Consider the following 24,111-nt stretch of genomic DNA (forward strand, 5'->3'; position numbering starts at 1 on the left):
ACTGCGCGCTGGCCGATAATTTTTGCTATGAACCACGACTCCCAGTCTCTTCGCACGCCCTCGGGGGCGTCGGCCGCACCCGGGCGCTACGCGCGCGTGCTGTCCATCGCCGGCTCGGATTCGGGCGGAGGCGCCGGCATTCAGGCCGACCTGAAGACCTTCGCCGCCCTGGGCTGCTACGGAATGACGGCGATCACCGCCATCACCGCGCAGAACACCCTGGGCGTGCGCGCCATCCACGGCGTGCCGCCGGACATCCTGCGCGCGCAGATCGACGCCGTGGTCGAGGACATCGGCACCGACGCGGTGAAGATCGGCATGCTGCACTCGCCCGAGGTGGTGCGCGTGGTGGCCGACGCCATCGCGCGCCATGGCCTGGCCAACGTGGTGCTGGATCCGGTCATGGTGGCCACCAGCGGCGACCGGCTGATCGCGCAGGAGACCGTGGCGGCGCTGGTGCAGGAGCTGTTTCCGCTGGCCGCCGTGGTCACGCCCAACCTGGACGAGGGTGGCTGGCTGCTGGGGCGCGACATCGACGGCATCGACCAGCTGGCGGACGCCGCTGACGCGCTGCTGGCGCTAGGCGCGCGCGCGGTGCTGCTCAAGGGCGGGCACCTGCCGGGCGACGAGGTGGTGGACCTGCTGGCGCTGCCGGGCGGCGTGCACGAGCGCCTGGGCTCGGCGCGCATCGCCACGCACAACGGGCACGGCACGGGCTGCACGCTGTCCTCGGCGATTGCCGCGCAGCTGGCGCTGGGCCAGCCGCTGCCCGAGGCGGTGCGCCTGGCGCGGCGCTACATCCTGGGCGCGATCGCCGCTGGCGCCAACGTGCGTACCGGCCACGGCCACGGGCCGCTGAACCATGGCCATGCGCCGCTGGCGCAGCGCGCCATCACCGACTGAAAAGCCATGGGCGCGGGGCCAAGGCCATTGGCATGGCCCCTGCGCGCACGAACGGCCGCGGGTGCGGACGCCGGGCGGCTCACCAGCCCCAGGTCAGGCGCTTGGCGACCCAGCCAGTCTGGCCGCCCTCGCGGCGCACACGCGCCCAGCTGCCCTGGCTGGACAGGGTGCGGACGATCTCGTGCTGCTCCAGCTTGCCAACGATGCGGTGGTTGGTGCCGGGCTTTTCGCGCAGGTTGGCGCTGCTGGAGGTGACCACGCGGTGCGGCGTCTTGGTGGTCAGCGGTGCGAATACCCAGCCCAACGGGCCCTCATGGTCGCGCACCTTGAGCCACTTGCCGTTTTTCGACTGCACCTGCAGCGGATAGCCGCCGGCCAGCTCCCACAGCGTGTCGGAGCGGGTGGTGGGCTTCTCGCGCACGTTCACCACGTTGCCCTTGATGCTGACGAAGTCGCGCGCCTGCGCGGCGCTGGCCGCAAACAGCGGGGCGGCCAGGGCCAATGCGGCAGCGGCAGTGGACAGGGTGGTGGCGAAGCGGGGCAGGGCAAACGACACGGGGCGGGTCTCCTTTCTGACGGTCTGTCAAGGACATGGAAAAAATGTGACAGCAGGGGTGGATGGCCGGTGCAGGCGCGAAGTTCCTGCAAAAATCGCCGGCCTGGCTGCTGCTGCAAAAAACATAGCTGCTGGCCTATATTCTGTCAGGGCCCCGGGGCTGCTTGGCAGGAATTTCAGCCAAGCGCTCGCTGCCCAGCGCGCGCGCCAGCCGCGCCTCCAGTGGCAGCGGCTCACCGTGCAGCCGCGCCGCCAGCAGTTCACCGCACAGCAGTGCCAGGGTCAGGCCGCGCGCGCCCATGGCGGTGCTGAGCCATAGCCCGGGTTGTGCCTGCGCGTCCACCGGCCCCACCAGGGGCAGGCGGTCGGGCGCGGTGCAGCGCACCGCGGCCCAGGTATGTACCGGGGCGCTGGCGCTGCGCTGTGTGTGGCTGGTGCAAGGCGCAGCAGGGTCGGCCGGGGCGTCGACGCCGGCATCGGTGCCCGCCTGCGCGAAACCCGGCGCCAGTGCCCGCGCCAGGGGCGGCAGCAGCATGCGCAGCTGGTCCAGGTTGTGCGCCAGGCCCGCTTGCCGGTCGGCGGCACTGACCGGCAGCACACCCTGGTCGCGCTCGAAGGTCGAGCCCAGCACCCAGCCCGGCGCGCCTTGCGCCAGGTCCAGCGGCACGCGCGGCACCAGGTTGCCGTGGCCGTTGACCGGCTGGGGCGGGAAAAGTGGGCAGGGTAGGGCTGCGGCGTGCTGCCGGCTGGCGGTCACTTCGATGGGCAGTGCCGCCACCGGGTGCGCCGGAGCCGGCCCATGCAGGCCCCAGGCGATCTGCCCGCGCAGCAGCTGCAGCGACAGCGGCGTGCCGGCCACACCGGCGCTGGCCGGGCCGGCGCAGACCACCGCCAGTTCGCCCTGCGCCAGCAGGGCGCCAGCGGTGTCCAGCGCCTGCCAAGCGCCGTTGCGGGCGCGCTGCAGCCGCTCCACGCGCGCGCCGCCTTGCCAGCGGATGCCGGGCTCGGCCAGCAACCGGCGCACCAGCTGCGCTGGGCGCACCCAGCCGCCCAGCGGGTGCCAGCAGGCGGGCGCATCCGGCGCCAGGCCGTTGGCGCGCAGCGCGTCGGCGCTGGCCGGTCGGCTCCAGTCCAGTCCGGGGCCTTGCGTCCACGCCAGGCGCGGCGGGGCATCGGGGTCGTGCTCCAGCACGCCGCCGTCGTCCCACAGCGTGCCGCGCCCGTCGGGCAGCAGCTGCGCCAGCGCCTGCAGCGTGCAGCGCACGCCGGCGCGCGACAGGCGCGACAGCAGGCTGTCGTCGGGCGAAACGTGCGAGGCGAAGACCCCCGCCGGCAGGCCCGAGGCGCCAGCGGCCGGCGCCTCGGCCGCGTCCAGCACCGTGACGCGCCAGCCGCGCCGCGCCAGGCTGGTGGCCACGGCGGCGCCGGCCAGCCCGGCGCCGATAACCAGGCACTCGCCCGGCGCGCGGCCCGGCGGCAAGGCCACGTCGGGCAGTGGTGGCTGGCCGGCGCGCGGCTGCCAGGGCGGGTCGAACACCGCCTGCAGCGCGGGTACGCCGCATGCGCCATCCGCCCCGGCCTGCGCTAGGGCAAAGCCGCTGCCCTGCAATGCCGCGGCCGCCTGCGCCGGCAGTCCCTCGGCCAGCAGTCGCGTGCCGCGCCGGGCGCAGCGTGCCAGGGCCTTGCACAGCCGTGGATCGGCCAGCTGCTGCGCCGACCCGGCATCGCCGGCGTGCAGATGGATGGCGTCGGCCACCGGCTGCTGCTGGCGCAGCAGCGGCTGCAGCGCGCCCAGGTACAGCGTCAGCAGCACCCGCCCGTCGTCGAAGCTGAAGCGATGCACGCCGGGCAGCAGGCCGCGCATCCCGGCCGCCAGGGCCTGCGCCAGCGGTTGCAGGGGCGAGTCCTGCGGCATGGCGCGCAGCAGCCGGGCCGGGTCCTGGGGCGCCTCGCGGCAGGCCAGCCAGTGCAGCAGGCGCGGGCGCCGTGGATCGGCCCGCCAAGCGGCCCAGGCCGCCAGGAAACGCTCTCCGGAGTCGCTGCCGACATCCAGCACGCGCCATTGCGCCAGGCCGGCCCAGCCGCTCGGCAGGGCGTCACCGGGCCGTTGCATGCCGCCGCTCATGCTTCATTCCCAGCGTTGCTGGTAAGAAAACACCGGCAGCCGCCAGCCCAGGCGGATGGCCAGCAGCCGCAGCGCCAGCCCCATGCCGAAGCACACGCCGGTGGCGACGTTCAGGTCGACCCCCCAGGCGCGCAGCGACAAAAACAGCAGGCACACCACCAGCGACACGCTGGCATACAGCTCGCGCCGGAACACCACCGGCACCTGGTTGCACAGCACATCGCGCAGGATGCCGCCGCTGATGCCGGTGAGCATGCCGGCCATCACCACCACCACCGTCGGGTAGCCCAGCTCCAGCGCCACGTTGCAGCCGATCACCGAAAACGCGATCAGGCCCATGGCGTCCAGCAGCAGGAAGACCTGCTTGAGCCGGTGCAGGTAGCGCGCCACCAGCGTGGTCAGCAAGCCGGCGCCGATGACCAGATAGACGTACTCCGGGTGCTGCGTCCAGCCGATCGGGTAGTGCCCCAGCACCATGTCGCGCAGCGTGCCGCCGCCCAAGGCGGTGACGAAGGCGATCACCGCCACGCCGAAGATGTCCATGTTGCGCCGCCCGGCCGCCAGCGCGCCGGACATGGCCTCCGCCGTGATCGCCACCAGGTAGACCACCAGCAAGGCGCTGAACTGCGAGAGCTGGAACGAGTCCAGCAGCGAGACCGAAGGCAGCATGGGAACCGGGGCGTGAGGATGGAGAAAGCCGCCCCGGCCACGCGAGGGGCGGCGGGGGCGGCTGCAATCGAATCAGGGCGCCGTGCGGCGGCGCGTCAGGGGGTGGTCATGCACTGGGCGGGACATATCCCGCCGCAGCGTCTGCGCCGCTGCCGAAGAAATGATTTTCCATCTGCCGGGCGAGGTATTGGCGGGCGCGGGCGTCGGCCAGGTTCAGGCGGTTCTCGTTCACCAGCATGGTCTGGTGCTTGAGCCAGTCGCCCCAGGCCTGCTTGCTGACGTTCTCGTAGATGCGCTTGCCCAGCTCACCGGGGTAGGGCGGAAAGTCCAGGCCGGGGGCGTCCTGGCCGAGCTTGATGCAGTGAACGGTGCGTGCCATCGTGAATATCCTTCCGGGGAAAAGCAAATTCCCGCGTGAAACGGGAATAAGAAACTGAAATCTTATTGGTTCGGGTTTTGAAGACGGCCTTCCAGAATGCGCCGCAGTGCCATTTCGCACCGCAGAACCACGCAGAAAGACCGCCTCTCATGACGAATCGCCGCGACTTTATCAAGCTGGCCGTTGCAGCCGCCGCCAGTGGGGGCATCGGCGCCGCGCCCCTGGCCGCCGGGGCGGCGCAGGAGGTGGAGCTGCTCAACGTCTCCTACGACCCGACGCGCGAGCTGTATGCCGAGTTCAACGTCGCCTTCGCGCGCCACTGGAAGGCGCGCGGCGGGCAGGAGGTGCGTGTGCGCCAGTCGCACGGCGGCTCGGGCAAGCAGGCGCGCTCGATCCTGGACGGGCTGGACGCCGACGTGGCCACGCTGGCGCTGGCCGGCGACATCGATGCGCTGGCCCGGCGCGGCCTGGTGGCCGGCGACTGGCAGCGGCGCCTGCCGCACAACGCGGCGCCCTACACCTCGACCATCGTGTTCCTGGTGCGCCGGGGCAACCCGAAGCAGATCCGCGACTGGGACGACTTGGTGCGCCCGGGCGTGCAGGTCATCACGCCCAACCCCAAGACCAGCGGCGGCGCGCGCTGGAATTACCTGGCGGCGTGGGAACACGCGCGCCGGCGCCACGGCGGCGATGCGGGCGCGCAGGCGTTCGTCGCGCAGCTGTACCGCAATGTGCCGGTGCTGGACACCGGCGCGCGCGGCGCCACCATCACTTTCACCCAGCGCGGCCTGGGCGACGTGCTGCTGGCCTGGGAGAACGAGGCGCACCTGGCGCTGCGCGAGTCCGGGCGCGAGAAGTTCGAGCTGGTCACGCCGGCCCTGTCCATCCTGGCCGAGCCCAGTGTGGCGGTGGTCGACAAGGTGGTGGACAAGAAAGGCACGCGCGCCGTGGCCGAGGCGTATCTGCAGCACCTGTACGCGGGCGAAGGCCAGGAGAACGCCGCGCGCCACTTCTACCGCCCGCGCAGCGCGCAGGTGGCGGACCGCTACCGGGCGCAGTTCGCCCCGCTGGCGCTGGCCACGGTGGACGAAGCCTTCGGCGGCTGGAGCGAGGCGCACCGGGCGCACTTCGCCGAGGGCGCCAGCTTTGACCGCATCTATACCCGGAAATAATGCAAAAAACGGCTCCAATCCTTATTCTGCAAGGGCTTGCAGCTATGGAAAGAGGAGCGCTTCAGTAAATGCCCAGGACCAGCCCGGCCGCCAGCGCCTCGCCCAGCGCGCGGCAGCGCTCCAGGTCGGGCGCGCCGATGGTCTTGGGCGCGGCGATGGCCTCGGGCGTCTGTGCATGGGTGCAGACGATCAGCGGCTCGGCCACGCTTTTCAGACGCCAGCCGGTGCAGATGCGCGCGATCTGCCGCGCCGCCCCCGCGCCGTCGCTGCCGGCGCAGACCAGGCTGGCGTAGGGCCGGCCCTCGATGCGTTCCAGCGCGGCGTAGTAGCTCCGGTCGAAGAAGTCCTTGAGCAGCCCGCTCATGGCGGCCAGGTTCTCGGGCGTGGCGAACAGATAGCCGTCGGCGGCCAGCACGTCGGCCGGGGTGGCGTCCGCCGCGTGCAGCAGGCGCACCGTGCAGCCGTCCTCGGCGGCGGCGCCGGCGGCGGCCGCCTCGGCCATCTGGCGCGTGCCGCCGGTCTGGCTGTGCCAGACGATCAGCAGGGTCTTCACAGCCTGGCCGGGAGGAGGGTGACGCGGACGGGCGTCGCCACTGCGCCCAGCCTTGCCGGGCTCACCACAGCAGCACTACCACGACGATGGCCGTGCCCAGCAGCAGGTTGACGCCCACTATCGCGCGGATGCGCGCCAGCGCCTGCCCGCCGGCGGGCCAGTCGCCCGCGGCCACAGCCGCATCCAGGCGCGAGAGCTGCGACAGGTACAGGTAGGCGTACAGCGCCATCATCACCAGCCCCACGGCAGACATGAACAGCCAGTCGCGCGGCATGGAGAAGCCGCCGCCGATGCTGACCATGCCGATCATCGCCAGCCCGCTGGTCAGCGCCACCACCACCGCGACGCCCACGGCGGCCAGGAAGCGCTGCAGCACCGCGTGCATCAGCCGCACGCGCTCGGGCGGTGCCAGCTGCTGCACGGCGGGGCGCAGGAAGAAGTGGGCGAAGGCCATGCCGCCGACCCAGACGATGATGGACAGGACGTGCAGCAGTTTCAGGGCGTTGAAGAGCATGGGAGGGCAGCGCGGGGCATCAGGACCAAGGTGGCGCGCATTGTGCCCAGCCGCCATTGGGCCCCCGGCGCTTGTGCCTACTGCGGCCGTGCCGGTGTGTTCGCCGGGGCGCATGGCCTGCCCGCCCCAGCGCCGGCAGGGCTGGTCAGCGCAGCCACGCCACCCAGGCGGCCCCGGCCAGCGCCAGCAGCGCCGCGTTCAGGCATGCCAGCGCGAAGCCGAAGCGCACCAGCGTGCCTTCCTCGTCCCGCGTGGCGCGCGCCAGGCCCAGCGCGACCATGGCGATCGGAATCGAGCCCATCGCCGCGTGCCCGGCGGCGCTGTTATGTAGCGCCGCCAGCGCCAGGCGCAGCCCTTCGGGCAGCAGCGCGACGGCCGGCATGAACAGCGCGTTGCCGCCCAGCGTCGAGCCCGTCAGGTAGCCCGACAGCGCGCCCAGCAGCGCCACCAGCGGCGCCGCGGCCGGCGGCGGCAGGCCGGCCAGCGACTGCACCAACCCCTGCAGAAACCCGCCCTTGACCAGGATCTGCGACAGCGCCAGGAACGCCAGAATGGTCCACAGCGGCCGCTGCGCCCGTGCCCGCAGGGCCGGCAGCAGGGGTGGATGCCCCCCGGCGGCCAGCGCCCGGTGCTCGCGCCACGCCACCCAGGCCAGCGCCGCCAGCAGGGCGATGCCGGGCGAGGCCAGCGGCTTGAACACCACCGCCTGCCCGCGCAGCGCGCCGTGGCCGTCCCACTGTGTCAGCAGCGCCAGGGCCTTGAGTGCCAGCACGCAGGCCACCAGCGCCGCATACGGCCAGGCCGCGCGCGGCCACGCGATGCCGGCGCTACGCCCGGCCGGCACCAGCACCGCCAGTACCACCGCCAGGCCGGCGCCGACGCCGGCCAGCTCCGGCCCCGTGGCGCGGCCCAGCCCATACAGCACCGCCAGGAACAGCGCACCCAGCCCCGCCAGCGCGCGCCAGGCCGCAGGCCCGCTAGCGCCGGCCCAGCGCAGCGACAGCGCCGCCCCCAGCAGGAACACCGGCGCGCTGGCCACCGCACTGGCCGCCGACAGCGCACGCGTATCCAGCCCGGCCAGCGACGCGCCCACCGCGGTGGCCACCCCCAGCGTGCCCCACGGCATGACGGCCATACCCACCAACGCCAGCCGCAGGCCGACGGGCCGGGGCAGCAGCGCCAGCAGCAGCGGCACGGTGGCCACCAGTGACACGCCGAAGCCGGTGAGCGACTCCAGCATCGGCCCCAGGCCCAGCACCAGCAGCAGCACCTGCTGCGCGCGCGGCAGCCGCAGCGACTGCACGGCGCTGCCCAGCGCCTGGTTCACGCCCAGGCGCTCGATGGCGATGACGAAGGCCAGGCCAGGCAGGATGACGCTGGCGGCGATGGCGAAGAGCAGGGCGGTGTCGAGGGCGGCGGCGTGCAGGGTGGCGGACTGCACGGGTCCGGCCAGGCCGAGTGCCCACAGAGTCAATGCCAGGGCGCAGCCGGACTGCGCAGCCTGCAGGGGCGGGCGGCGCAGGGCGAGCAGGAGGAGCAGGACCAGCAGGAGGGGGGAGAGGTGCAGGAGCATGCGGGGGGCGTGCGGGCGGGGCTGTGGGAGGATAAGGGTGCTTTGGTTTTGATAGCTTGAGGCCTTTTGTTTGTGTGGGATTGGGGCTGTTTTGATTGTTGGTTTTGCTTTGATTGCGGGGGCCGGGACTCGCCCCGGCGGGCGACTTCCTTTCTTGCTCGTGCAAGAAAGGAAGCAAAGAACACGGCCCCACGGCTGCGACCCCTTCGCTGGCGCGAAGGGGCAGACCTGGGGCGGGACGCTTGCGGGGTGGGCCGCAGAACTCACTGCGCTGCTGCGCAGCTCCGTTCAAACAACTGCGGCCAGTCAGATGACGAAGCATGGGCGCTGCGACGCCCATGCCCCCCCGCCAGCGCCCCGCCCCAGGCGCAGCCTCAAGGGGCGAAGACGGGGAGGGGCCGGCGCTGCGCGCGGCCCTTCTTGCTCCCTCGCCCCCGCCAGGGGGAGAGGGCAGGGGTGAAGGGGCAATGGTTCGGGCGCAGCGCCTGTACCAGCCCTCCCACCCTCACCCCCGCCCTCTCCCGCCCTGCGGGAGAGGGAGTAAAGACCATGCGACGCGGCGGGGTTGGCCAGACATGCTCTCCGGCTATTGGCTGTTTGGCTGTTCCTTCTCCCCACCCCCCTTCAAAGGCTGCGCCTGTCTCGGGGCGCTGGCGGGGTGGCATGGGCGCAGGTGCGCCCATGCTTCGTGAACTGACTGGCCGCATCTGTCCGAACGAAGCTGCGCAGCAGCGCAGTGAGTTATGCGGCCCACCCCGCCAGTGCCCCGAGACAGGTTGCCCCCACGCGCGTCAGCGCGTGGGGGACGCAGCCTGCGGGGCACGTTTCTTTGCCTACTTTCTTGTCGTGTGACAAGAAAGTAGGTCGCCCGCCGGGGCGAGTCCCGGCCCCCGCAGTCAAATCAAAAACAACATCCAAAACAGCCCACCGTCCATACAAACAAAGGGTCATCAGCTATCAAAAATACAGCGCCAAGTCATACAACCTCCGCCACCGTTCCCTCCCGCAAATCACCCCCCTCTACCTCCCCCCGCACCACCCGCGCCGCCCGCACCATCGCCGCCAACGCTGCCTCCGTCTCCCCCCACCCCCGCGTCTTCAACCCGCAATCCGGGTTCACCCATAGGTTCCGCACCGGCACCACCCGCGCCGCCCGCCGCAGCAGCGCCACCATCTCCCCCTCACCCGGCACGCGCGGCGAGTGAATGTCATACACCCCCGGCCCGATCTCGTTCGGATAGGCGAAGCGTCCGAAGTCCTCCAGCAGTTCCATCTGCGAGCGGCTGGTCTCGATGGTGATCACGTCCGCGTCCAGGGCGGCGATCGCCGGCAGGATGTCGCCGAACTCGCTGTAACACATGTGGGTGTGGATCTGCGTGGCGTTGCCCACGCCGCTGGCGGCGATGCGAAAAGCCCGCGTGGCGCCGTCCAGGTAGGCCTGCCACTGGCCGCGGCGCAGCGGCAGGCCCTCGCGCAGGGCCGGCTCGTCGATCTGCACGATGGCGATGCCGGCGGCCTCCAGGTCTGTCACCTCGTCGCGGATGGCCCAGGCGATCTGCTCGCAGGTCAGTGCGCGCGGCTGGTCGTCGCGCACGAAGGACCACTGCAGGATGGTCACCGGCCCGGTCAGCATGCCCTTCATGGGGCGGTTCGTGAGGCTCTGCGCGTACTGCGTCCAGGCCACCGTCATGGGCTGCTCGCGCGCCACGTCGCCGTACAGGATGGGCGGCTTGACGCAGCGCGAGCCGTAGCTCTGCACCCAGCCGTTGGCGGTGAAGGCAAAGCCCGCAAGCTGCTCGCCGAAATATTCCACCATGTCGTTCCGTTCGGCCTCGCCGTGCACCAGCACGTCCAGGCCCAGCGCCTCCTGGCGACGCACGACGCGTTCGATCTCGGCGCGCATCTGCGCTTCGTATTCCTGCGTCGCCAGCGCGCCCCGGCGGTGCGCGGCGCGCGCAGCGCGGATCTCGGGCGTCTGCGGGAACGAGCCGATGGTCGTGGTGGGCAGCAGCGGCAGGCCCAGGCGCGTGCGCTGCACCACTTGGCGCGCGGCGAACGGCGCGGCGCGCCGGTCGGCGCCAGGCGGGGCTTCGGCCAGCCGGCGGGCCACATCCGGGCGGTGCACGCGTGCGCTGGCGCGGCGGCTGGCGACGGCGGCGCGGGCGGCGGCGAGGCGCGCGTCATCAGGCGCCACGCGGCCGTCCAGCAGGCCGGCCAGCAGCGTCAATTCATCCAGCTTTTCCGTGGCGAAGGCGAGCCAGGAGCGCACTTGCGGGTCCAGCGCCTCCTCGCCCTGCAGCGACACCGGCACGTGCAACAGCGAGCACGACGGCGCCAGCCACAGCGGGCCGGGGTGCTTGGCGGCGATGGGCGCGAGCAGCTGCAGCGCCGCGTCCGGGTCGGTGCGCCAGACGTTGCGCCCGTCCACGATGCCCACCGACAGCACCTTGTAGCCGGGCAGCCAGTCGGCCACGCCGGTCAGCTCTTCGGGCGCGCGCACGGCGTCCACGTGCAGCCCGGCCACGGGCAACTGGCAGGCCAGGCGCAGGTGCTCCTGCAGCGGCGAGAAGTAGGTCGCCAGCAGCACCTGCGGCCCCGCCTTGCCAAGCTGCCAGTAGGCGGGCTCGAAGGCCTGCGTCCACGCGGGCGGCAGCTCCAGGCCCAGGATGGGCTCGTCGATCTGCACCCACTGCACGCCCAGGGCTTTCAGGCGCGCCAGGATCTCGGCGTACACGGGCAGCAGGCGCCCGAGCAGCGCCAAGCGGTCGAACAGCGTGGCGCCTTTGTCCTTGGACAGCCACAGGAAGGTGAGCGGGCCGATCAGCTGCGCCTTCACCGCGTGGCCCAGCGCCTGCGCCTCGGCCACCTCGTCGAACAGGCGCTGGCTGCCCAGGTGGAACTGCGTATCGGCGTGCAGTTCGGGCACCAGGTAGTGGTAGTTGGTGTCGAACCACTTGGTCATTTCCAGCGCGGCGTGGCCGGTGGGGGCGGCGGCCGCGCCGTGCGTGCAGCCGGCGTCGCAGACGTGGTGCCCGCCGCCCTGCGCGCCGCGCGCCATGGCGAAATAGCGCGCCAGCTCGGGCGCATCGGCGCCGAAGCCGAAGCGCGCCGGCTCGCAGCCCAGCAACTGGATGTGGTGGGCCACATGGTCGTAGCAGGCGAAGTCGCCCACGGTGACGAAGGCCAGGCCCGCGTCCTGTTGCGCCTGCCAGTGACGCGCGCGCAGCGTGGCGCCGACGGCGTCCAGCGCGGCAGCGTCGATCTCGCCGCGCCAGTGGCGCTCCAGGGCGAACTTCAGCTCGCGCGCCGCGCCCATGCGCGGAAATCCCAGGGTGTGGGTCAGAGTGGGGCGGGGGGCCGCAGCGGCGGTCGGGGTCATGGCGCAGTCCTTGAAAACACGAACGAAAAAACGGATGCGCCGATGCTCGCCGGCCTGGGTTTATTATTCAAACGAAAATTTTCACACTTCAACTTGAATGATTTCGATGTTGAGCGCCTCGGTTTTGGAAATCCGCCACCTGCGTACGTTGCAGGCCCTGCGCGACAGCGGCAGCTTGGTGCGTGCGGCGCAGCTGCTGAACCTGACGCAGTCGGCCCTGTCGCACCAGGTCAAGCTGCTGGAGGAGCGCTACGGCGCGCCGCTGTTCGAGCGCAAATCGGTGCCGCCGCAGTTCAGCGCCGTGGGCAGCCGCCTGCTGCAACTGGCCGACGCCGTGCTGCCCCAGGTCGAGGCGGCCGAGCGCGACGTGGCGCGCCTGCTGCAGGGCCAGGGCGGGCAGCTGCGCATCGCCGTGGAGTGCCACACCTGCTTCGACTGGCTGATGCCGGCCATGGACGCCTTCCGCGCGCGCTGGCCCGAGGTGGAACTGGACATCGTCAGCGGCTTCCACGCCGACCCGGTGGGCCTGCTGCACCAGGGGCGGGCGGACGTGGCCATCGTCTCCGAGGTGGACGCCGGCGACGCCGCCGCCGTGGACCACCACCCGCTGTTCGCCTTCGAGATCCGCGCGCTGCTGGCGCACGGCCACGCGCTCTTGGCCAAGGCGTGGCTGGCGGCCGGGGACTTCGCCGACCAGACGCTCATCACCTACCCGGTGCCCGACGACATGCTGGACCTGGTGCGCCAGGTGCTGGAGCCCGCCGGCGTGCGCCCTGCGCGGCGCACCACCGAGCTGACGGTGGCCATGCTGCAGCTGGTGGCCAGCGGCCGCGGCGTGGCGGCGCTGCCGTTGTGGGCGGTGCAGGGCTACCTGGACCGGGGCTACGTGGCGGCGCGCCCCATCGGGCCGCAGGGGCTGCGCGGCGAGCTGCATGCGGCGTGTCTGCCGCAGGTGTCGGCGCGGCCGTGGCTGCAGGACTTCGTGGCCGTGACGCGGGAGACGAGTTTCGTGACGCTCAAGGGAGTCGAGTTGCTGTAGCGGGGGCGCACGTACATCGGTGGCAGCCTGAGTGGCCGCCCGGGTGCACGCCCCAGCCCGTCCGGACCAGCGACTGGCCATCCTGTCGTTCGTATGTATAATGAGAGTGATTCACATTTATACTCGTCGGCTCTTTTCCTAGCCACGCCGTGCCCTCCGCGAGAGTCGCGCTGCCAGCCAGCCTGTCGTTGACCTTGTCCCTTGCGGGATCTCGCGGAGTTGTTGCATGCCTGTTTCTGGCAGCCGGATGGCCTATGCCATTCATCCCCTCGCCCTGGCCGCCGCCACGGCGCTGTTCCTGCCTGCCGTGGCGCTGGCACAGGCCGCCGACGCCGCCGCCGCACCGGCTGCAGAAGCCAGCGACGGCAACGCGCCGGCCCTGGCGGGCATGACGATCACCAGCGCACGCGAAAGCGCCAGCACCCGCCTGCCACTGACCCCGCGCGAGACGCCGCAGTCGATGTCGTCGGTGTCGCGCGAGCAGATCGAGCAGCAGGGACTGACCAGCGTCGACGCCGTGCTGCGCAAGGTCACCGGGGTGTTCGTGACCATGTGGGACACGCAGCGCCCGGCGTACTACGCGCGCGGCTTTCAGATCACCGACTTCCAGGTCGATGGCATTCCCACGTACAGCAACGCCACCAACCAGGAATACGACACCGCGCTGTACGAGCGCGTCGAGGTGGTGCGCGGTGCCAACGGCATCCTGACGGGGGTCGGCGTGCCGTCGGCCACCGTGAACCTGGTGCGCAAGCGTCCGCAGCGGCAATTTGCCGCCTCGGTCTCGGCCACCGCCGGCTCGTGGAACCTGTGGCGCGGCGAAGTGGAAGTGAACACGCCCCTGACCGAACGCGGCAACGTGCGCGCCCGCGTGGTGCTGGCGCCGCAGCACAAGCACAGCTTCCGCGACCGCTACCAGGACAAGAAGCTCGCCGCGCTGGCCGTGCTGGAGGCCGACCTGGGCGACGCCACGGTGCTCACGGCCGGCATCCAGCGCCAGTCCAACACGCCCACCGCGCCCATCTGGGGAACGATTCCGCGCTTCGCGTCCGACGGCAGCCGCATCGACCTGCCCGTGAGCACCAGCTTCTCGCCGTCGTGGACCCGCTGGGAGCGCACCTCCACCACCGCCTTTGCCAGCCTGGACCACCAGCTCAATGACGACTGGAGCCTGCGCGCCAGCGTGAGCCGCACCCGGGGCGACAGCTTCCGCCTGGCCACGTACGGCTATGGCGCCACCACGGCGAGCGCGCCATTCCCCGATCGCGTGACCGGCGCCGGCATGCGGCTGTACGCCGGCATCTCCGGCGGGCAGGACGTGCAGGACCAGCTGGACGGCTACCTGTCGGGCAAGTTCACCCTGGGCGGGCGCCGGCACGACCTGGTGCTGGGCATGAGCCATTCGCGCATGGTGTCCACCACCGACCTGTACGGCTCGCTGGCCGGGTGGAGCCACACCATCCCGAACATCTACGACTGGGACGGCAGTGCGCCGGAGCCCGCCTACCGGCGCACCGGGGCGTGGCGCGACCAGAACACGCGCCAGACGGGCCTGTACGCCTCCGCGCGCTGGCGCGTGAGCGAGCCGCTGTCGGTGCTGACCGGCCTGCGCGTGACGAACTGGCACCGCGAGGTGGACAGCTACGACACCGCCGGCGCCTTCACCGGCACCTCCGCCGTGCAGGACGTGAAGCGCAAGCTCACGCCCTACGCGGGGCTGGTCTACGACATCACCCCGCAGCTGGCGGCCTACGCCAGCTACACGCGCATCTTCAACCCGCAGAACTACCGCGATCGCGACAACAACCCGCTGGCGCCGGTGCAGGGCAGCAATGCCGAGCTGGGCGTCAAGGCCGAACTGCTGGAGCGCCGGCTGCAGGCCTCGTTCGCCGTCTTCCAGACGCGCCAGGACAACTTCGGCGTGGTTGACAGCAGCCGCCCGCAGGGCAGCCTGCCCGATGGCGGCACGCCCTACAGGGCCGTGGACGGCACGCGCTCGCAGGGCTTCGAGATCGACCTCGCCGGCCAGCTCACGCCGCAGCTGCACGCCACGGCCGGCCTGACGCGTGCCAAGGTCACGCGCAACGCCAACGACCTGATCTGGGCCAACCTGCCGGAATACCTGCTGCGCCTGGGCGCCGACTACCGCTTCGGCGGCAGCCTTTCGCCCCTGACCGTGGGCGGCGACCTGCAGTGGCAAAGCAAGCTCGAGGGCTACAACGTGCCGCACCCGACCCTGGGCGCGGTCACCGTGACCGAGTCGCCGCTCACCCTGGTGAGCCTGCGCGCCACGTGGCAGTTCACGCCCAAGGCCAGCGCCACGCTGGCGCTGAACAACCTCACCAATCGCAAGTACTGGACCAACCTGGACTACGGCAACTACGGCGACCCGCGCAACGTCACGCTGACCGTGCGCGCCGCCTTCTGATGCAGGCCCACCCGTGACTGCTGCTGCCACTTCCCCCCGCTCGACCCGCGCGCAGGTGGTGCTGCGCACCGCCGCCGCCGTGCTGGGGGGCTACGGTTTTTGCTGGGGTTTCATCGCGCTGGCGCTGGCCGGCCTGCATGCCCTGGACATGCCATTCCATGACGCCGAGCACCTGGCCGCCATGTTCGGCCTGCTGCTGTACGTCGGCGTTTTCTGCTGGGCTTTTTTCACGCCCGGCCTGGTGCGCGCCTGGTGCGTGCTGGCGGGCGGTGGGGCTGCGATGGCCGGTGCGGCGTCGCTGCTGCAGATGGCACTGCTCGGATAAGGAGAGCCTTCCCATGTTCCAGAATTTCCGCCTCGGCATGGCCTGGCTGCACACGTGGTTCGGGCTGGCGCTCGGCTTCGTGCTGATGGTCGTGTTCTTCTTCGGCGCGCTGTCGGTGTTCGACCGCGAGATCGACCGCTGGGCCATCCCCGAGTCGCGCTTCGCGCCGCAGCCCATGCCGTCGTTCGACCGCATGCTGCGGCCGGTCTTCGAGGACATGCAGCCCACGCGCGAGAGCCTCCAGCGCATGCAGGGCCGCGTGAACGGCTCCATGCCCGAGCGCTTCGACACCGTGCGCCGCTGGGGCGCCTACACCACGCACCGCGACCCGGTGCTCAACGTCTTCGCCAACTATGTCGTGCCCAACGCGAAGAACCCCGACGAGGGCGTCTTCGGCACGCGCACCGTCGATCCGCGCAGCGGCGCCCTGCTGCCCGACGACCAGCTCAAGGTCGGCAGCCGCTTCTTCTACCCGCTGCACTACAGCCTGAACCTGCAGTGGAAGCGGCTGGGTACGTGGATCGTGGGCCTGGCTGCGCTGGTCATGCTGGTGGCGCTGGTCAGCGGCGTGGTCATGCACCGCAAGGTCTTCCGCGAGTTCTTCACCTTCCGGCCGAAGAAGAGCACGCAGCGCAGCACGCTGGACCTGCACAACATGACCGGCGTGCTGGCGCTGCCGTTCCATTTCTTCTTCGCCTTCACCGGGCTGGTGATCTTCGCCGGCATCTACTTTCCCGTCGCGCACACGCAGCTGCGCCCGCTGCACGACCTGCATGAGCAGGTGGAAGCGCGCGAGACCGGCCTGCCGCACGAGCGCGCCGGCGTGCCCGCGCCGCTGGCCTCGGTGGACGCCATGGTGGCGCAGGCGCAGCAGCGCTGGGCCGCGCAGGGCATGGCCGGCGAGGTGGGCTTTCTGGCCCTGCAGCACGTGGGCGACGCCAACGGCTATGTGAGCGTCTACCGGGCCGGCACCGACCGTATCGCGCTGGTGGGCAACGGCATGCACTTCAAGGCCAGCACCGGCGAGCTGCTGCGCGAGGACCCGCCGCGCACGGCCGTGGACAGCGTGAACGAGTTCTTGACCGGCCTGCATCTGCAGCACTTTCGCCACTGGCTGCTGCGCTGGCTGTACGTGCTGGGCGGGCTGATGGGCTGCGTGTGCATCGCCACCGGCTTCGTGTTCTTCGTGGAAAAGCGCAAGCAGCAGCACGCCCGCGCGGGCGGCCAGGGCGCGCGCGTGGTCGATGCGCTGGCGGTGACCACGGTGACCGGCATGGTCCTGGCCGCGCTGGGCATCCTGGTGGCCAACCGCCTGCTGCCGGCCGCGCTGCCCACCGGCTGGCCGCCGCGTGGTGACGTGGAGCAGTACGCCTTCTGGGCCACCTGGGTGCTGGCCATGGCGCACGCCTTCTGGCGCAGCGCGCCGGTGGCCCTGGGCCGCCTGTCGCCGGCGTGGCGCGAGCAGTGCGGCGCCATTGCCGTGCTGGCCGTCGCGGCGGTGCTGCTGAACTGGGCCACCACCGGCGACCACCTGGGCACGACGCTGGTGGCGGGCTACTGGCCGGTGGCGGGCGTCGATCTGTTTCTGCTGGCGGGCGGTGCGTTGGCCGCACTGGCCGCGCGCCGCCTGGGCCGCAGGGCGCGCTCGGTGCCTTCGGTTTCGGCTTCTGGGACCGCCCATGCGTGACGCGCTCTTGCTGTCTGCCGCCCTGCTGGCGGCCGTTGCCGGCATGGGCTGGCTGGCCTTGGCCATGGACGGCCACTGGAGTCAGGTGCGTGGCGCCGAGGGCCCCAGCCAGACGGGGGCGCGACGGCTGCGCGTGCTGGGCGCGCTTGCACTGGCGGCATCGCTGGGCTCGTGCCTGGCGGTGGACCATGCCTCGATGGCCGTGCTGGTGTGGGTGATGGCGCTGGGCGCGTCGGCGTTGGCCGTCAGCCTCGCGCTGAGTTTTCGGCCGCACTGGTTGCGGGTGCTGTCGCTGCCGGGAAACAGCTTAAGGCAACACGGCCATTAGCCGGCTGGTGGCAGCTCGCGGGCCAAGCCAGTGCTGCGCAGCGGGTTGGTGGCTCCGTTTGACTCCAGCCGAATGGCACAGCGGCGATGGTCGAGCCCGGCGGGAGTGGGTGTGAGATCCATGCTGGCGGCCCATCGGGGGGTGACGTTTCATTTCGTGAGCGTTGACGGCCCCCGCTGCGCCAGCCACGGCGTCAGCAGCGCATACAGGTTCTTCGGATCGGCCGGCGCCGCGACCAGGTCGATCGGCTCCAGCAGCCCGGCGGCGCGGCCCAGGTCGCGCAGGTAGCGCAGGGCCGAAAAATCCTCCAGCGCGAAGCCCACCGAGTCGAACAGCGTGATCTCGTCCGCGCTGCCGCGCCCCGGCGCGTCGCCGGTGAGCACGCGCCAGAACTCCGTCACCGGAAAGTCCGCCGGCATCTGCTGCACCTCGCCCTCGATGCGCGTCTGCGGCTCGTACTCGACGAACACGCGGGCGCGCCGCAGCACCTGCGGCGCCAGCTCGGTCTTGCCGGGGCAATCGCCGCCCACGGCGTTGAGGTGCATGCCGGGCGCCAGGTGCCTGGCCTGCAGCACGGCGGCGCGCGCTTTGGCAGCGGTCAGGGTGGTGACGATGTCGGCACCACGCACCGCCTCGGCGGTGCTGCCGCACGGCTGCAGCTCCATGTCGTAGGGCGCCAGGTTGACGATCAGCTTGGCCACGGCCGCCGGGTCGGGGTCGAACAGGCGCAGCTGGTCGATGCCCAGCAGCGCGTGGAAGGCCAACGCCTGGAACTCGGCCTGCGAGCCGTTGCCGATCAGCGCCATGCTGCGGCTGTCCGGGCGCACCAGCCGGCTAGCCACCAGCGCCGAGGTGGCAGCGGTGCGCAGCGCGGTGGTCAGCGTCAGTTCGCTCAAGAATTCGGGCAGACCGGTGTCCACCCGCGCCAGCGCGCCAAAGGCCATCACCGTCGGCAGCCCGTGCGCCGGGTTGCCGGGGTGGCCGTTGACGTACTTGAAGGCGTAGCTGCGGCCGTCGGACACCGGCATCAGCTCGATCACGCCGTGCCGCGAATGGCTGGCCACGCGCGCCGACTTGTCGAACGCGGGCCAGCGCATGAAGTCTTCCTCGATGGCGCGTGCCATGCCGCGCAGTGTGGGCAGCACGCCGTGCCGGGCGACGAGCCGCGCGGCGGCGGTGTGGCTGAGGAATTCTGTCAGCGGTGCGGTAGCGGTATCGGGCAGGGCATGGATCGGCATGGCGCGGACTCCAGGGCAGTCACGGTAGGCAATCGGGTGGTCTCCATCGTCGCGCAAAGCGTGCGCACTGCCCATAGGCCCAACTGCGGACTGAGCCCGCCCGGTCTGCCCGCGCCGCCCCAGACGTTCGACCGCTCTCAGCGGTAGCGCTGCTCCAGCGCGTCCCACTGCGGCTTGCCCACCAGCCGCTGGCGCTCGGCGAAGGGCGCGACCAGCGCCGGGTCCTCGCGCACCTCGCCAGTGGCCTTGAGTTGGCCCAGCACCTTCTGCATGCCCGCCAACGCGCCTTGCAGCGCGGCGTTGGCGTACAGCACGAAGCCGTAGCCCAGGCGCCCCAGCTCGTCGGCGCCGGCGATCGGCGTCTTGCCACCGATGACCATGTTCATGAGCTGCGGCGTGGCCAGGCGCCGGGGCAGGGCGCGCACTTCGTCCGCGCTCGTCACGGCCTCGACGAACAGGATGTCGGCGCCGGCCTCGGCGTACTGCTGCGCCCGCTCCACCGCCGCCTCGAAGCCGTGCACGGCGGCCGCGTCGGTGCGCGCCATGACCAGCACGCCGTCGCGCCGTGCGTCCACGGCGGCCTTGATCTTGCCGACCATCTCGGCGGTGTCGATCACGTCCTTGCCGCTAAAGTGCCCGCAGCGCTTCGGGCTGACCTGGTCCTCGAGTTGGATGCAGTCGGCGCCGGCGCGCTCAAGCGTGCGCACGGCATGGTAGGTGTTCAGCGCGTTGCCAAAGCCCGTGTCGGCATCGACGATCAGCGGCAGCTCCACCGCATCGCGGATGCGCGCGGTGTGCCCGGCGATGTCCGACAGGCCCATGAAGCCCTGGTCGGGCAGGCCGAACCACATGTTGGTCACGCCGGCGCCGGTGACGTAGATCGCCTCGAAGCCGGCGTCGGCCACGACGCGCGCGGACAGGGCGTTGAACGCGCCGGGCACGATGACGCCGCGGCGCTCGGCGGCCAGGGCCTGGAGTTGCTGTTTGGTATTCATGGTCGGATTGCTCTGTTATTCATAGCTGCAGGCCATTGTTCCATATGGGATTGGGCCGATTTTGGCTTGCAATCTTTGGTATTGTTTCCTCTCCCTCTCCCTCTCCCTCTCCCTCTCCCTCTCCCGCTAGCGGGTGAGGGTGGGGTGAGGGACTGCGATGCGGGCGTGGCGCCTGCTCGGGGTCCGTCACCCCCGGCCCTCTCCCCCGTGGGGGCGAGGGGCAAAAAAGACACGTCGCGCGTTGGCTGCCTCACGACAGGACGTCCGCCGGCACGCGTACCCAACCCTCCATCAGCACGCGCGCGCTGCGGCTCATCACCGCGCGCGTCACGCGCCACTGGCCGTTTGCCTCCTGTGCCGCCTCGGCCCCCACCGCCAGCGTGCCCGACGGGTGGCCGAAGCGCACCCGCTGGCGCGCGCCGCCTGCGGCCTGGCTGACCAGCGTGCCGGGGATCGCCGCCGCGGTGGCGATTGCCACGGCCGCGGTGCCCATCATGGCGTGGTGCAGCTGGCCCATGGACAGGGCGCGCACCAGCAGATCGACTTCGTGCGCGGCGACCTGCCGTCCGCTGGACGTCGCATAGTCCTGCCCCGGCGCGACGAAGGCGATCTTCGGCGTGTGCTGGCGCGTGGCCGCCTGCCCGATGTGGTCGATCAGGCCCATGCGCAGCGCGCCATGCGCACGGATGGCCTCCAGGCGCGCCAGCTGCGCGGCGTCGCCGTTGATGGCGCCCTGCAGCTCGCGGCCGGTGAAGCCCAGCTCCTGCGCGTTCAGGAAGATGGTCGGGATGCCGGACTGGATGAAGGTCGCGGCGAAGCGCCCTACGCCGGGCACCTCCAGCACGTCCTGCACATTGCCGGTGGGCAGCAGGGCGCCCCCACCGTCTTCCTCTCCCTTATCGGCCGGGTCGAGGAACTCCAGCACGATCTCGGCCGACGGGAAGGCCACGCCGTCCAGCAGGAAGTCCCCGTCCTCGCGCACCTGGCCGTTGTCGATCGGCACATGCGCCAGGATGGTCTTGCCGATGTTGGCCTGCCAGATGCGCACCGTGCAGGTGCCGCTGCCCTGCAGCCGCTCGGCGTCGATGAAACCGGCGTGGATGGCGAACGCCCCGGCGGCGGTGGACAGGTTGCCGCAGTTGCCCGACCAGTCCACCACGTCGTCCGTGATGGCCACCTGGCCGTACAGGTAGTCCACGTCGTGCCCGGGCCGGCGGCTGCGGCTCAGGATGACGCACTTGCTGGTGCTGGACGTGGCGCCGCCCATGCCGTCGATCTGCTTGCCGTACGGGTCGGGGCTGCCGACGACGCGCTGCAGGAATGCGTCGCGCGCCGGGCCGGGGTGCTGGCAGGCGGCGGGCAGGTCTTCCAGGCGGAAGAACACGCCCTTGCTGGTGCCGCCGCGCATGTAGGTGGCCGGGATGCGCAAAGTGCTGGGTTTGCTCATTTATTGATAGCTGGAGGCCGGTGATTCATATGGGCAGGAGGCCGATTTTGCTTGGATTTGCCGCAGCGTGCTGCGCGCCAGGAAGTCCTGCGCGAAGCGCTGCAGCACGCCGCCGGCCTCGTACACCGCCAGGTCCTCGGCCGTGTCCAGCCGGCAGCGCACCGGCACGCGCAGCACCTCGCCGCCCGGGCGCTGCACGGTCAACCGCAGCTCGGCGCCGGGCTGCAGCTCGCCCTCCACGCCGTAGACCTCGCGCCCGTCCAGCGCCAGCGTGTGGCGCGTGGTGCCGGGTAAAAATTCGAGCGGCAGCACGCCCATGCCCACCAGGTTGCTGCGGTGGATGCGCTCGAAGCCCTCGGCCACGACCACCTCGACCCCCGCCAGCCGCACACCCTTGGCAGCCCAGTCGCGGCTCGAGCCCTGCCCGTAGTCGGCGCCGGCAACGATTACGAGTGGCTGGCGGCGCTGCAGGTAGGTCTCGATGGCCTCCCACATGCGCATGACCTGGCCTTCGGGCTCCACGCGCGCCAGCGAGCCCACGCGCACGGTGCCGTCGGCGCTGCGCACCATCTCGTTGGCCAGCGTCGGGTTGGCGAAGGTGGCGCGCAGCGCCGTCAGGTGGTCGCCGCGGTGCGTGGCGTAGGAGTTGAAATCCTCCTCGGGCAGGCCCATGCGCGCCAGGTATTCGCCCGCGGCGCTGTCCGCCAGGATGGCGTTGGAGGGCGAGAGGTGGTCGGTGGTGATGTTGTCCGGCAGGATGGCCAGCGGGCGCAGGCCCCGCAGCGTGCGCGGGCTGGCCGCCAGCGCACCCAGGCCCTCGGTGTCCCAGTAGGGCGGGCGGCGGATGTAGGTGGACTGCGGGCGCCAGTCGTACTGTGGATGCACGGCCAGCGCGTCCTGCCGGCGCAGCGCGAACATGGGTTCGTACACCGCGCGGTACTGCGCCGGGTGCACGGCCGTTGCGACCACCGCGTCGATCTCTTCGTCGCTCGGCCACAGGTCGCGCAGGCGCACCTCGCGCCCGCCCGCGACCGCCAGCACGTCGTTCTCGATGTCGAAGCGGATGGTGCCGGCCAGCGCGTAGGCCACCACCAGCGGCGGCGACGCCAGGAAGGCCTGGCTCGCATACGGGTGGATGCGCCCGTCGAAGTTGCGGTTGCCCGACAGCACGGCGGTGGTGTAGAGGCCGCGCTGCACGATCTCCTGCTGGATGGCGGGCTCGAGCGCGCCGCTCATGCCGTTGCACGTGGTGCAGGCAAAGCCGACGATGCCAAAGCCCAGCGCCTGCAGGTCGGGCAGCAGGCCGGCGTCGCGCAGGTACAGCTCGACCACCTTCGAGCCCGGCGCCAGCGAGGTCTTGACCCACGGCTTGCGCTGCAAGCCCAGGCGGCGTGCGTTGCGCGCCAGCAGCGCGGCGGCGATGACGTTGCGCGGGTTGCTGGTGTTGGTGCAGCTGGTGATGGCAGCGATGACCACGGCGCCGTCGGGCAACAGGCCGTTGGCCTCTTCGTCACGTGCCATCTGCAATTTGACCGGCCCGGCGATGCCGCGCTGCACCAGCGCGCGGGTGGGCAGGCGCCGGTGCGGGTTGGACGGGCCGGCCAGGTTGCGCTCGACGGTGGACAGATCGAAGCGCAGCACGCGCTCGTACCGCGCACCGGCCAATGTGTCCGCCCACAAGCCAGCGGCACGTGCGTACTGCTCCACCAGATGCACCTGGGCATCGTCCCGGCCGGTCAGGCGCAGGTAGGCCAGCGTCTGCTCGTCGATGGCGAACAGCGCGGCGGTGGCGCCGTATTCCGGGCACATGTTGGCAATGGTCGCGCGGTCGCCGATGGTCAAGGACTGTGCGCCGTCGCCGTGGAACTCCAGGTACGCGCCCACGACTTTCTGCTGGCGCAGGAACTCGGTCAGCGCCAGCACGATGTCGGTGGCGGTGATGCCCGCCGGGCGCCGGCCGGTCAGTTGCACGCCGACGATCTCCGGCAGGCGCATCCACACCGCGCGGCCCAGCATCACGCTCTCGGCCTCCAGCCCGCCCACGCCCACGGCGATCACGCCCAGCGCATCGACGTGCGGCGTGTGGCTGTCGGTGCCCACGCAGGTGTCGGGCCAGGCCAGGCCGCCTTCCACGCCCACCACCGGCGACATCTTTTCCAGATTGATCTGATGCATGATCCCGTTCCCCGCCGGGATCACATCGACGTTGGCGAAGGCCTTTTTCGTCCACTCGATGAAGTGAAAACGGTCCTCGTTGCGCCGGTCCTCGATGGCGCGGTTGCGGGCGAAGGCGTCGGGGTCGAAGCCGCCGCACTCCACCGCCAGCGAGTGGTCCACGACCAGCTGCACCGGCACCACCGGGTTGACCTGCGCCGGGTCGCCGCCTTGTGCGGCGATGGCGTCGCGCAGGCCGGCCAAGTCCACCAGCGCGGTCTGGCCCAGGATGTCGTGGCAGACCACGCGCGCCGGGAACCAGGGGAAGTCCCGGTCGCGCCGGCGCTCGATGAGCTGCTGCAAAAACGTGGCCTGCTGCGCGGGATCGGCGCGGCGCACGATGTTCTCGGCATGCACGCGGGCGGTGTAAGGCAGCGTGCCCCAGGCGCCGGGGCTCAATTCCTCGACGGCGGCGCAGGCGTCGATGTAGTCCAGGGCGGTGCCGGGCAAGGGCTTGCGGTGGCGTGGGTGGGTCATGGGGGCGGCGGGGTCGTGGAATTCTGGTTGGGGTGGGTCGGGCGGCTCAGGGCGGGCGGCTCTGGCTCCCTCTCCCGCCAGGGGGAGAGGGCGGGGGTGAGGGGCGTTCA

Annotated in this window: 19 protein-coding genes; 7 read left to right on the forward strand and 12 right to left on the reverse strand. The window is 71.3% G+C overall.

Going from position 1 to position 24,111, the window contains the following annotated elements; all coding sequences use genetic code 11:
* Positions 1-27 precede the first annotated feature (27 nt).
* Complete coding sequence (gene thiD / locus BLQ61_RS13850; RefSeq protein WP_091571490.1) at positions 28-903, forward strand: bifunctional hydroxymethylpyrimidine kinase/phosphomethylpyrimidine kinase; 876 nt, start codon at positions 28-30, stop codon at positions 901-903.
* A 79-nt stretch (positions 904-982) separates the two neighbouring features.
* Here the strand turns inward: thiD and BLQ61_RS13855 are convergent, their stop codons facing one another.
* The 4 genes from BLQ61_RS13855 to BLQ61_RS13870 form a co-directional block, all read right to left on the reverse strand.
* A complete protein-coding gene (locus tag BLQ61_RS13855) occupies positions 983-1,459 on the reverse strand; it encodes an SH3 domain-containing protein (protein ID WP_091571496.1) in 477 nt (158 codons plus the stop codon).
* Positions 1,460-1,595: 136 nt separating this feature from the next.
* Complete coding sequence (locus BLQ61_RS13860) at positions 1,596-3,572, reverse strand: FAD-dependent oxidoreductase (RefSeq protein ID WP_425415624.1); 1,977 nt, start codon at positions 3,570-3,572, stop codon at positions 1,596-1,598.
* 15 nt (positions 3,573-3,587) lie between these two features.
* Positions 3,588-4,253, reverse strand: coding sequence for a trimeric intracellular cation channel family protein (locus BLQ61_RS13865; RefSeq protein ID WP_091571505.1), 666 nt, complete (start codon positions 4,251-4,253; stop codon positions 3,588-3,590).
* A 106-nt stretch (positions 4,254-4,359) separates the two neighbouring features.
* Positions 4,360-4,632, reverse strand: a complete 273-nt coding sequence (locus BLQ61_RS13870; protein WP_091571509.1) for an oxidative damage protection protein — start codon at positions 4,630-4,632, stop codon at positions 4,360-4,362.
* A 149-nt stretch (positions 4,633-4,781) separates the two neighbouring features.
* On the opposite strand from BLQ61_RS13870, the gene BLQ61_RS13875 reads away from it, so the two are divergent.
* Complete coding sequence (locus tag BLQ61_RS13875; RefSeq protein WP_091571514.1) at positions 4,782-5,804, forward strand: sulfate ABC transporter substrate-binding protein; 1,023 nt, start codon at positions 4,782-4,784, stop codon at positions 5,802-5,804.
* A 61-nt stretch (positions 5,805-5,865) separates the two neighbouring features.
* Here the strand turns inward: BLQ61_RS13875 and BLQ61_RS13880 are convergent, their stop codons facing one another.
* The 4 genes from BLQ61_RS13880 to metE all read right to left on the reverse strand — a co-directional run bounded on the left by BLQ61_RS13880 (position 5,866) and on the right by metE (position 11,823).
* On the reverse strand, positions 5,866-6,306 hold the full coding sequence (locus BLQ61_RS13880) for a flavodoxin family protein (RefSeq protein WP_091571747.1): 441 nt from the start codon (positions 6,304-6,306) through the stop codon (positions 5,866-5,868).
* Positions 6,307-6,418: 112 nt separating this feature from the next.
* Positions 6,419-6,871, reverse strand: a complete 453-nt coding sequence (locus BLQ61_RS13885; RefSeq protein WP_091571518.1) for a CopD family protein — start codon at positions 6,869-6,871, stop codon at positions 6,419-6,421.
* A 145-nt stretch (positions 6,872-7,016) separates the two neighbouring features.
* Positions 7,017-8,312 carry a transporter gene (locus tag BLQ61_RS13890; RefSeq protein WP_342672243.1) on the reverse strand — a complete coding sequence of 432 codons (1,296 nt, stop codon included), beginning with the start codon at positions 8,310-8,312 and terminating at the stop codon, positions 7,017-7,019.
* A 1,108-nt stretch (positions 8,313-9,420) separates the two neighbouring features.
* Positions 9,421-11,823, reverse strand: a complete 2,403-nt coding sequence (gene metE / locus BLQ61_RS13895) for a 5-methyltetrahydropteroyltriglutamate--homocysteine S-methyltransferase (RefSeq protein ID WP_091571523.1) — start codon at positions 11,821-11,823, stop codon at positions 9,421-9,423.
* A gap of 109 nt (positions 11,824-11,932) precedes the next feature.
* Between metE and BLQ61_RS13900 the strand changes: the two genes are divergently transcribed.
* From BLQ61_RS13900 to BLQ61_RS13920, 5 genes are all read left to right on the forward strand, one after another.
* Complete coding sequence (locus tag BLQ61_RS13900; protein ID WP_091571750.1) at positions 11,933-12,862, forward strand: LysR family transcriptional regulator; 930 nt, start codon at positions 11,933-11,935, stop codon at positions 12,860-12,862.
* Between the two features lie 226 nt (positions 12,863-13,088).
* Positions 13,089-15,290 (forward strand): TonB-dependent siderophore receptor, encoded by a 2,202-nt coding sequence (locus BLQ61_RS13905; RefSeq protein ID WP_091571526.1) that lies wholly within the window; start codon positions 13,089-13,091, stop codon positions 15,288-15,290.
* Positions 15,291-15,303: 13 nt separating this feature from the next.
* On the forward strand, positions 15,304-15,615 hold the full coding sequence (locus tag BLQ61_RS13910) for an iron uptake protein (protein ID WP_245704069.1): 312 nt from the start codon (positions 15,304-15,306) through the stop codon (positions 15,613-15,615).
* A 13-nt stretch (positions 15,616-15,628) separates the two neighbouring features.
* Positions 15,629-17,302, forward strand: a complete 1,674-nt coding sequence (locus BLQ61_RS13915) for a PepSY-associated TM helix domain-containing protein (RefSeq protein WP_091571531.1) — start codon at positions 15,629-15,631, stop codon at positions 17,300-17,302.
* On the forward strand, positions 17,295-17,630 hold the full coding sequence (locus BLQ61_RS13920) for a DUF3325 domain-containing protein (RefSeq protein WP_175488304.1): 336 nt from the start codon (positions 17,295-17,297) through the stop codon (positions 17,628-17,630). Before BLQ61_RS13915 ends, BLQ61_RS13920 begins: the two co-directional genes overlap by 8 nt.
* 149 nt (positions 17,631-17,779) lie before the next feature.
* Here the strand turns inward: BLQ61_RS13920 and BLQ61_RS13925 are convergent, their stop codons facing one another.
* The 4 genes from BLQ61_RS13925 to acnD form a co-directional block, all read right to left on the reverse strand.
* Positions 17,780-18,868: an ornithine cyclodeaminase gene (locus BLQ61_RS13925; protein WP_091571533.1), complete on the reverse strand. Its 1,089-nt coding sequence runs from the start codon at positions 18,866-18,868 to the stop codon at positions 17,780-17,782.
* A gap of 137 nt (positions 18,869-19,005) precedes the next feature.
* Entirely contained in the window at positions 19,006-19,863 is an 858-nt protein-coding gene (locus BLQ61_RS13930; RefSeq protein ID WP_091571536.1) for an isocitrate lyase/PEP mutase family protein, read from the reverse strand.
* 250 nt (positions 19,864-20,113) lie between these two features.
* Positions 20,114-21,310: a 2-methylaconitate cis-trans isomerase PrpF gene (gene prpF / locus BLQ61_RS13935; RefSeq protein ID WP_091571540.1), complete on the reverse strand. Its 1,197-nt coding sequence runs from the start codon at positions 21,308-21,310 to the stop codon at positions 20,114-20,116.
* Positions 21,311-24,001 (reverse strand): Fe/S-dependent 2-methylisocitrate dehydratase AcnD, encoded by a 2,691-nt coding sequence (acnD, locus tag BLQ61_RS13940; RefSeq protein WP_091571543.1) that lies wholly within the window; start codon positions 23,999-24,001, stop codon positions 21,311-21,313. It lies immediately after the preceding gene.
* Between the last annotated feature and the right edge of the window lie 110 nt (positions 24,002-24,111).

Source organism: Oryzisolibacter propanilivorax, from assembly GCF_900103645.1.
In the GTDB taxonomy this organism is placed as follows: Bacteria; Pseudomonadota; Gammaproteobacteria; order Burkholderiales; family Burkholderiaceae_C; genus Melaminivora; species Melaminivora propanilivorax.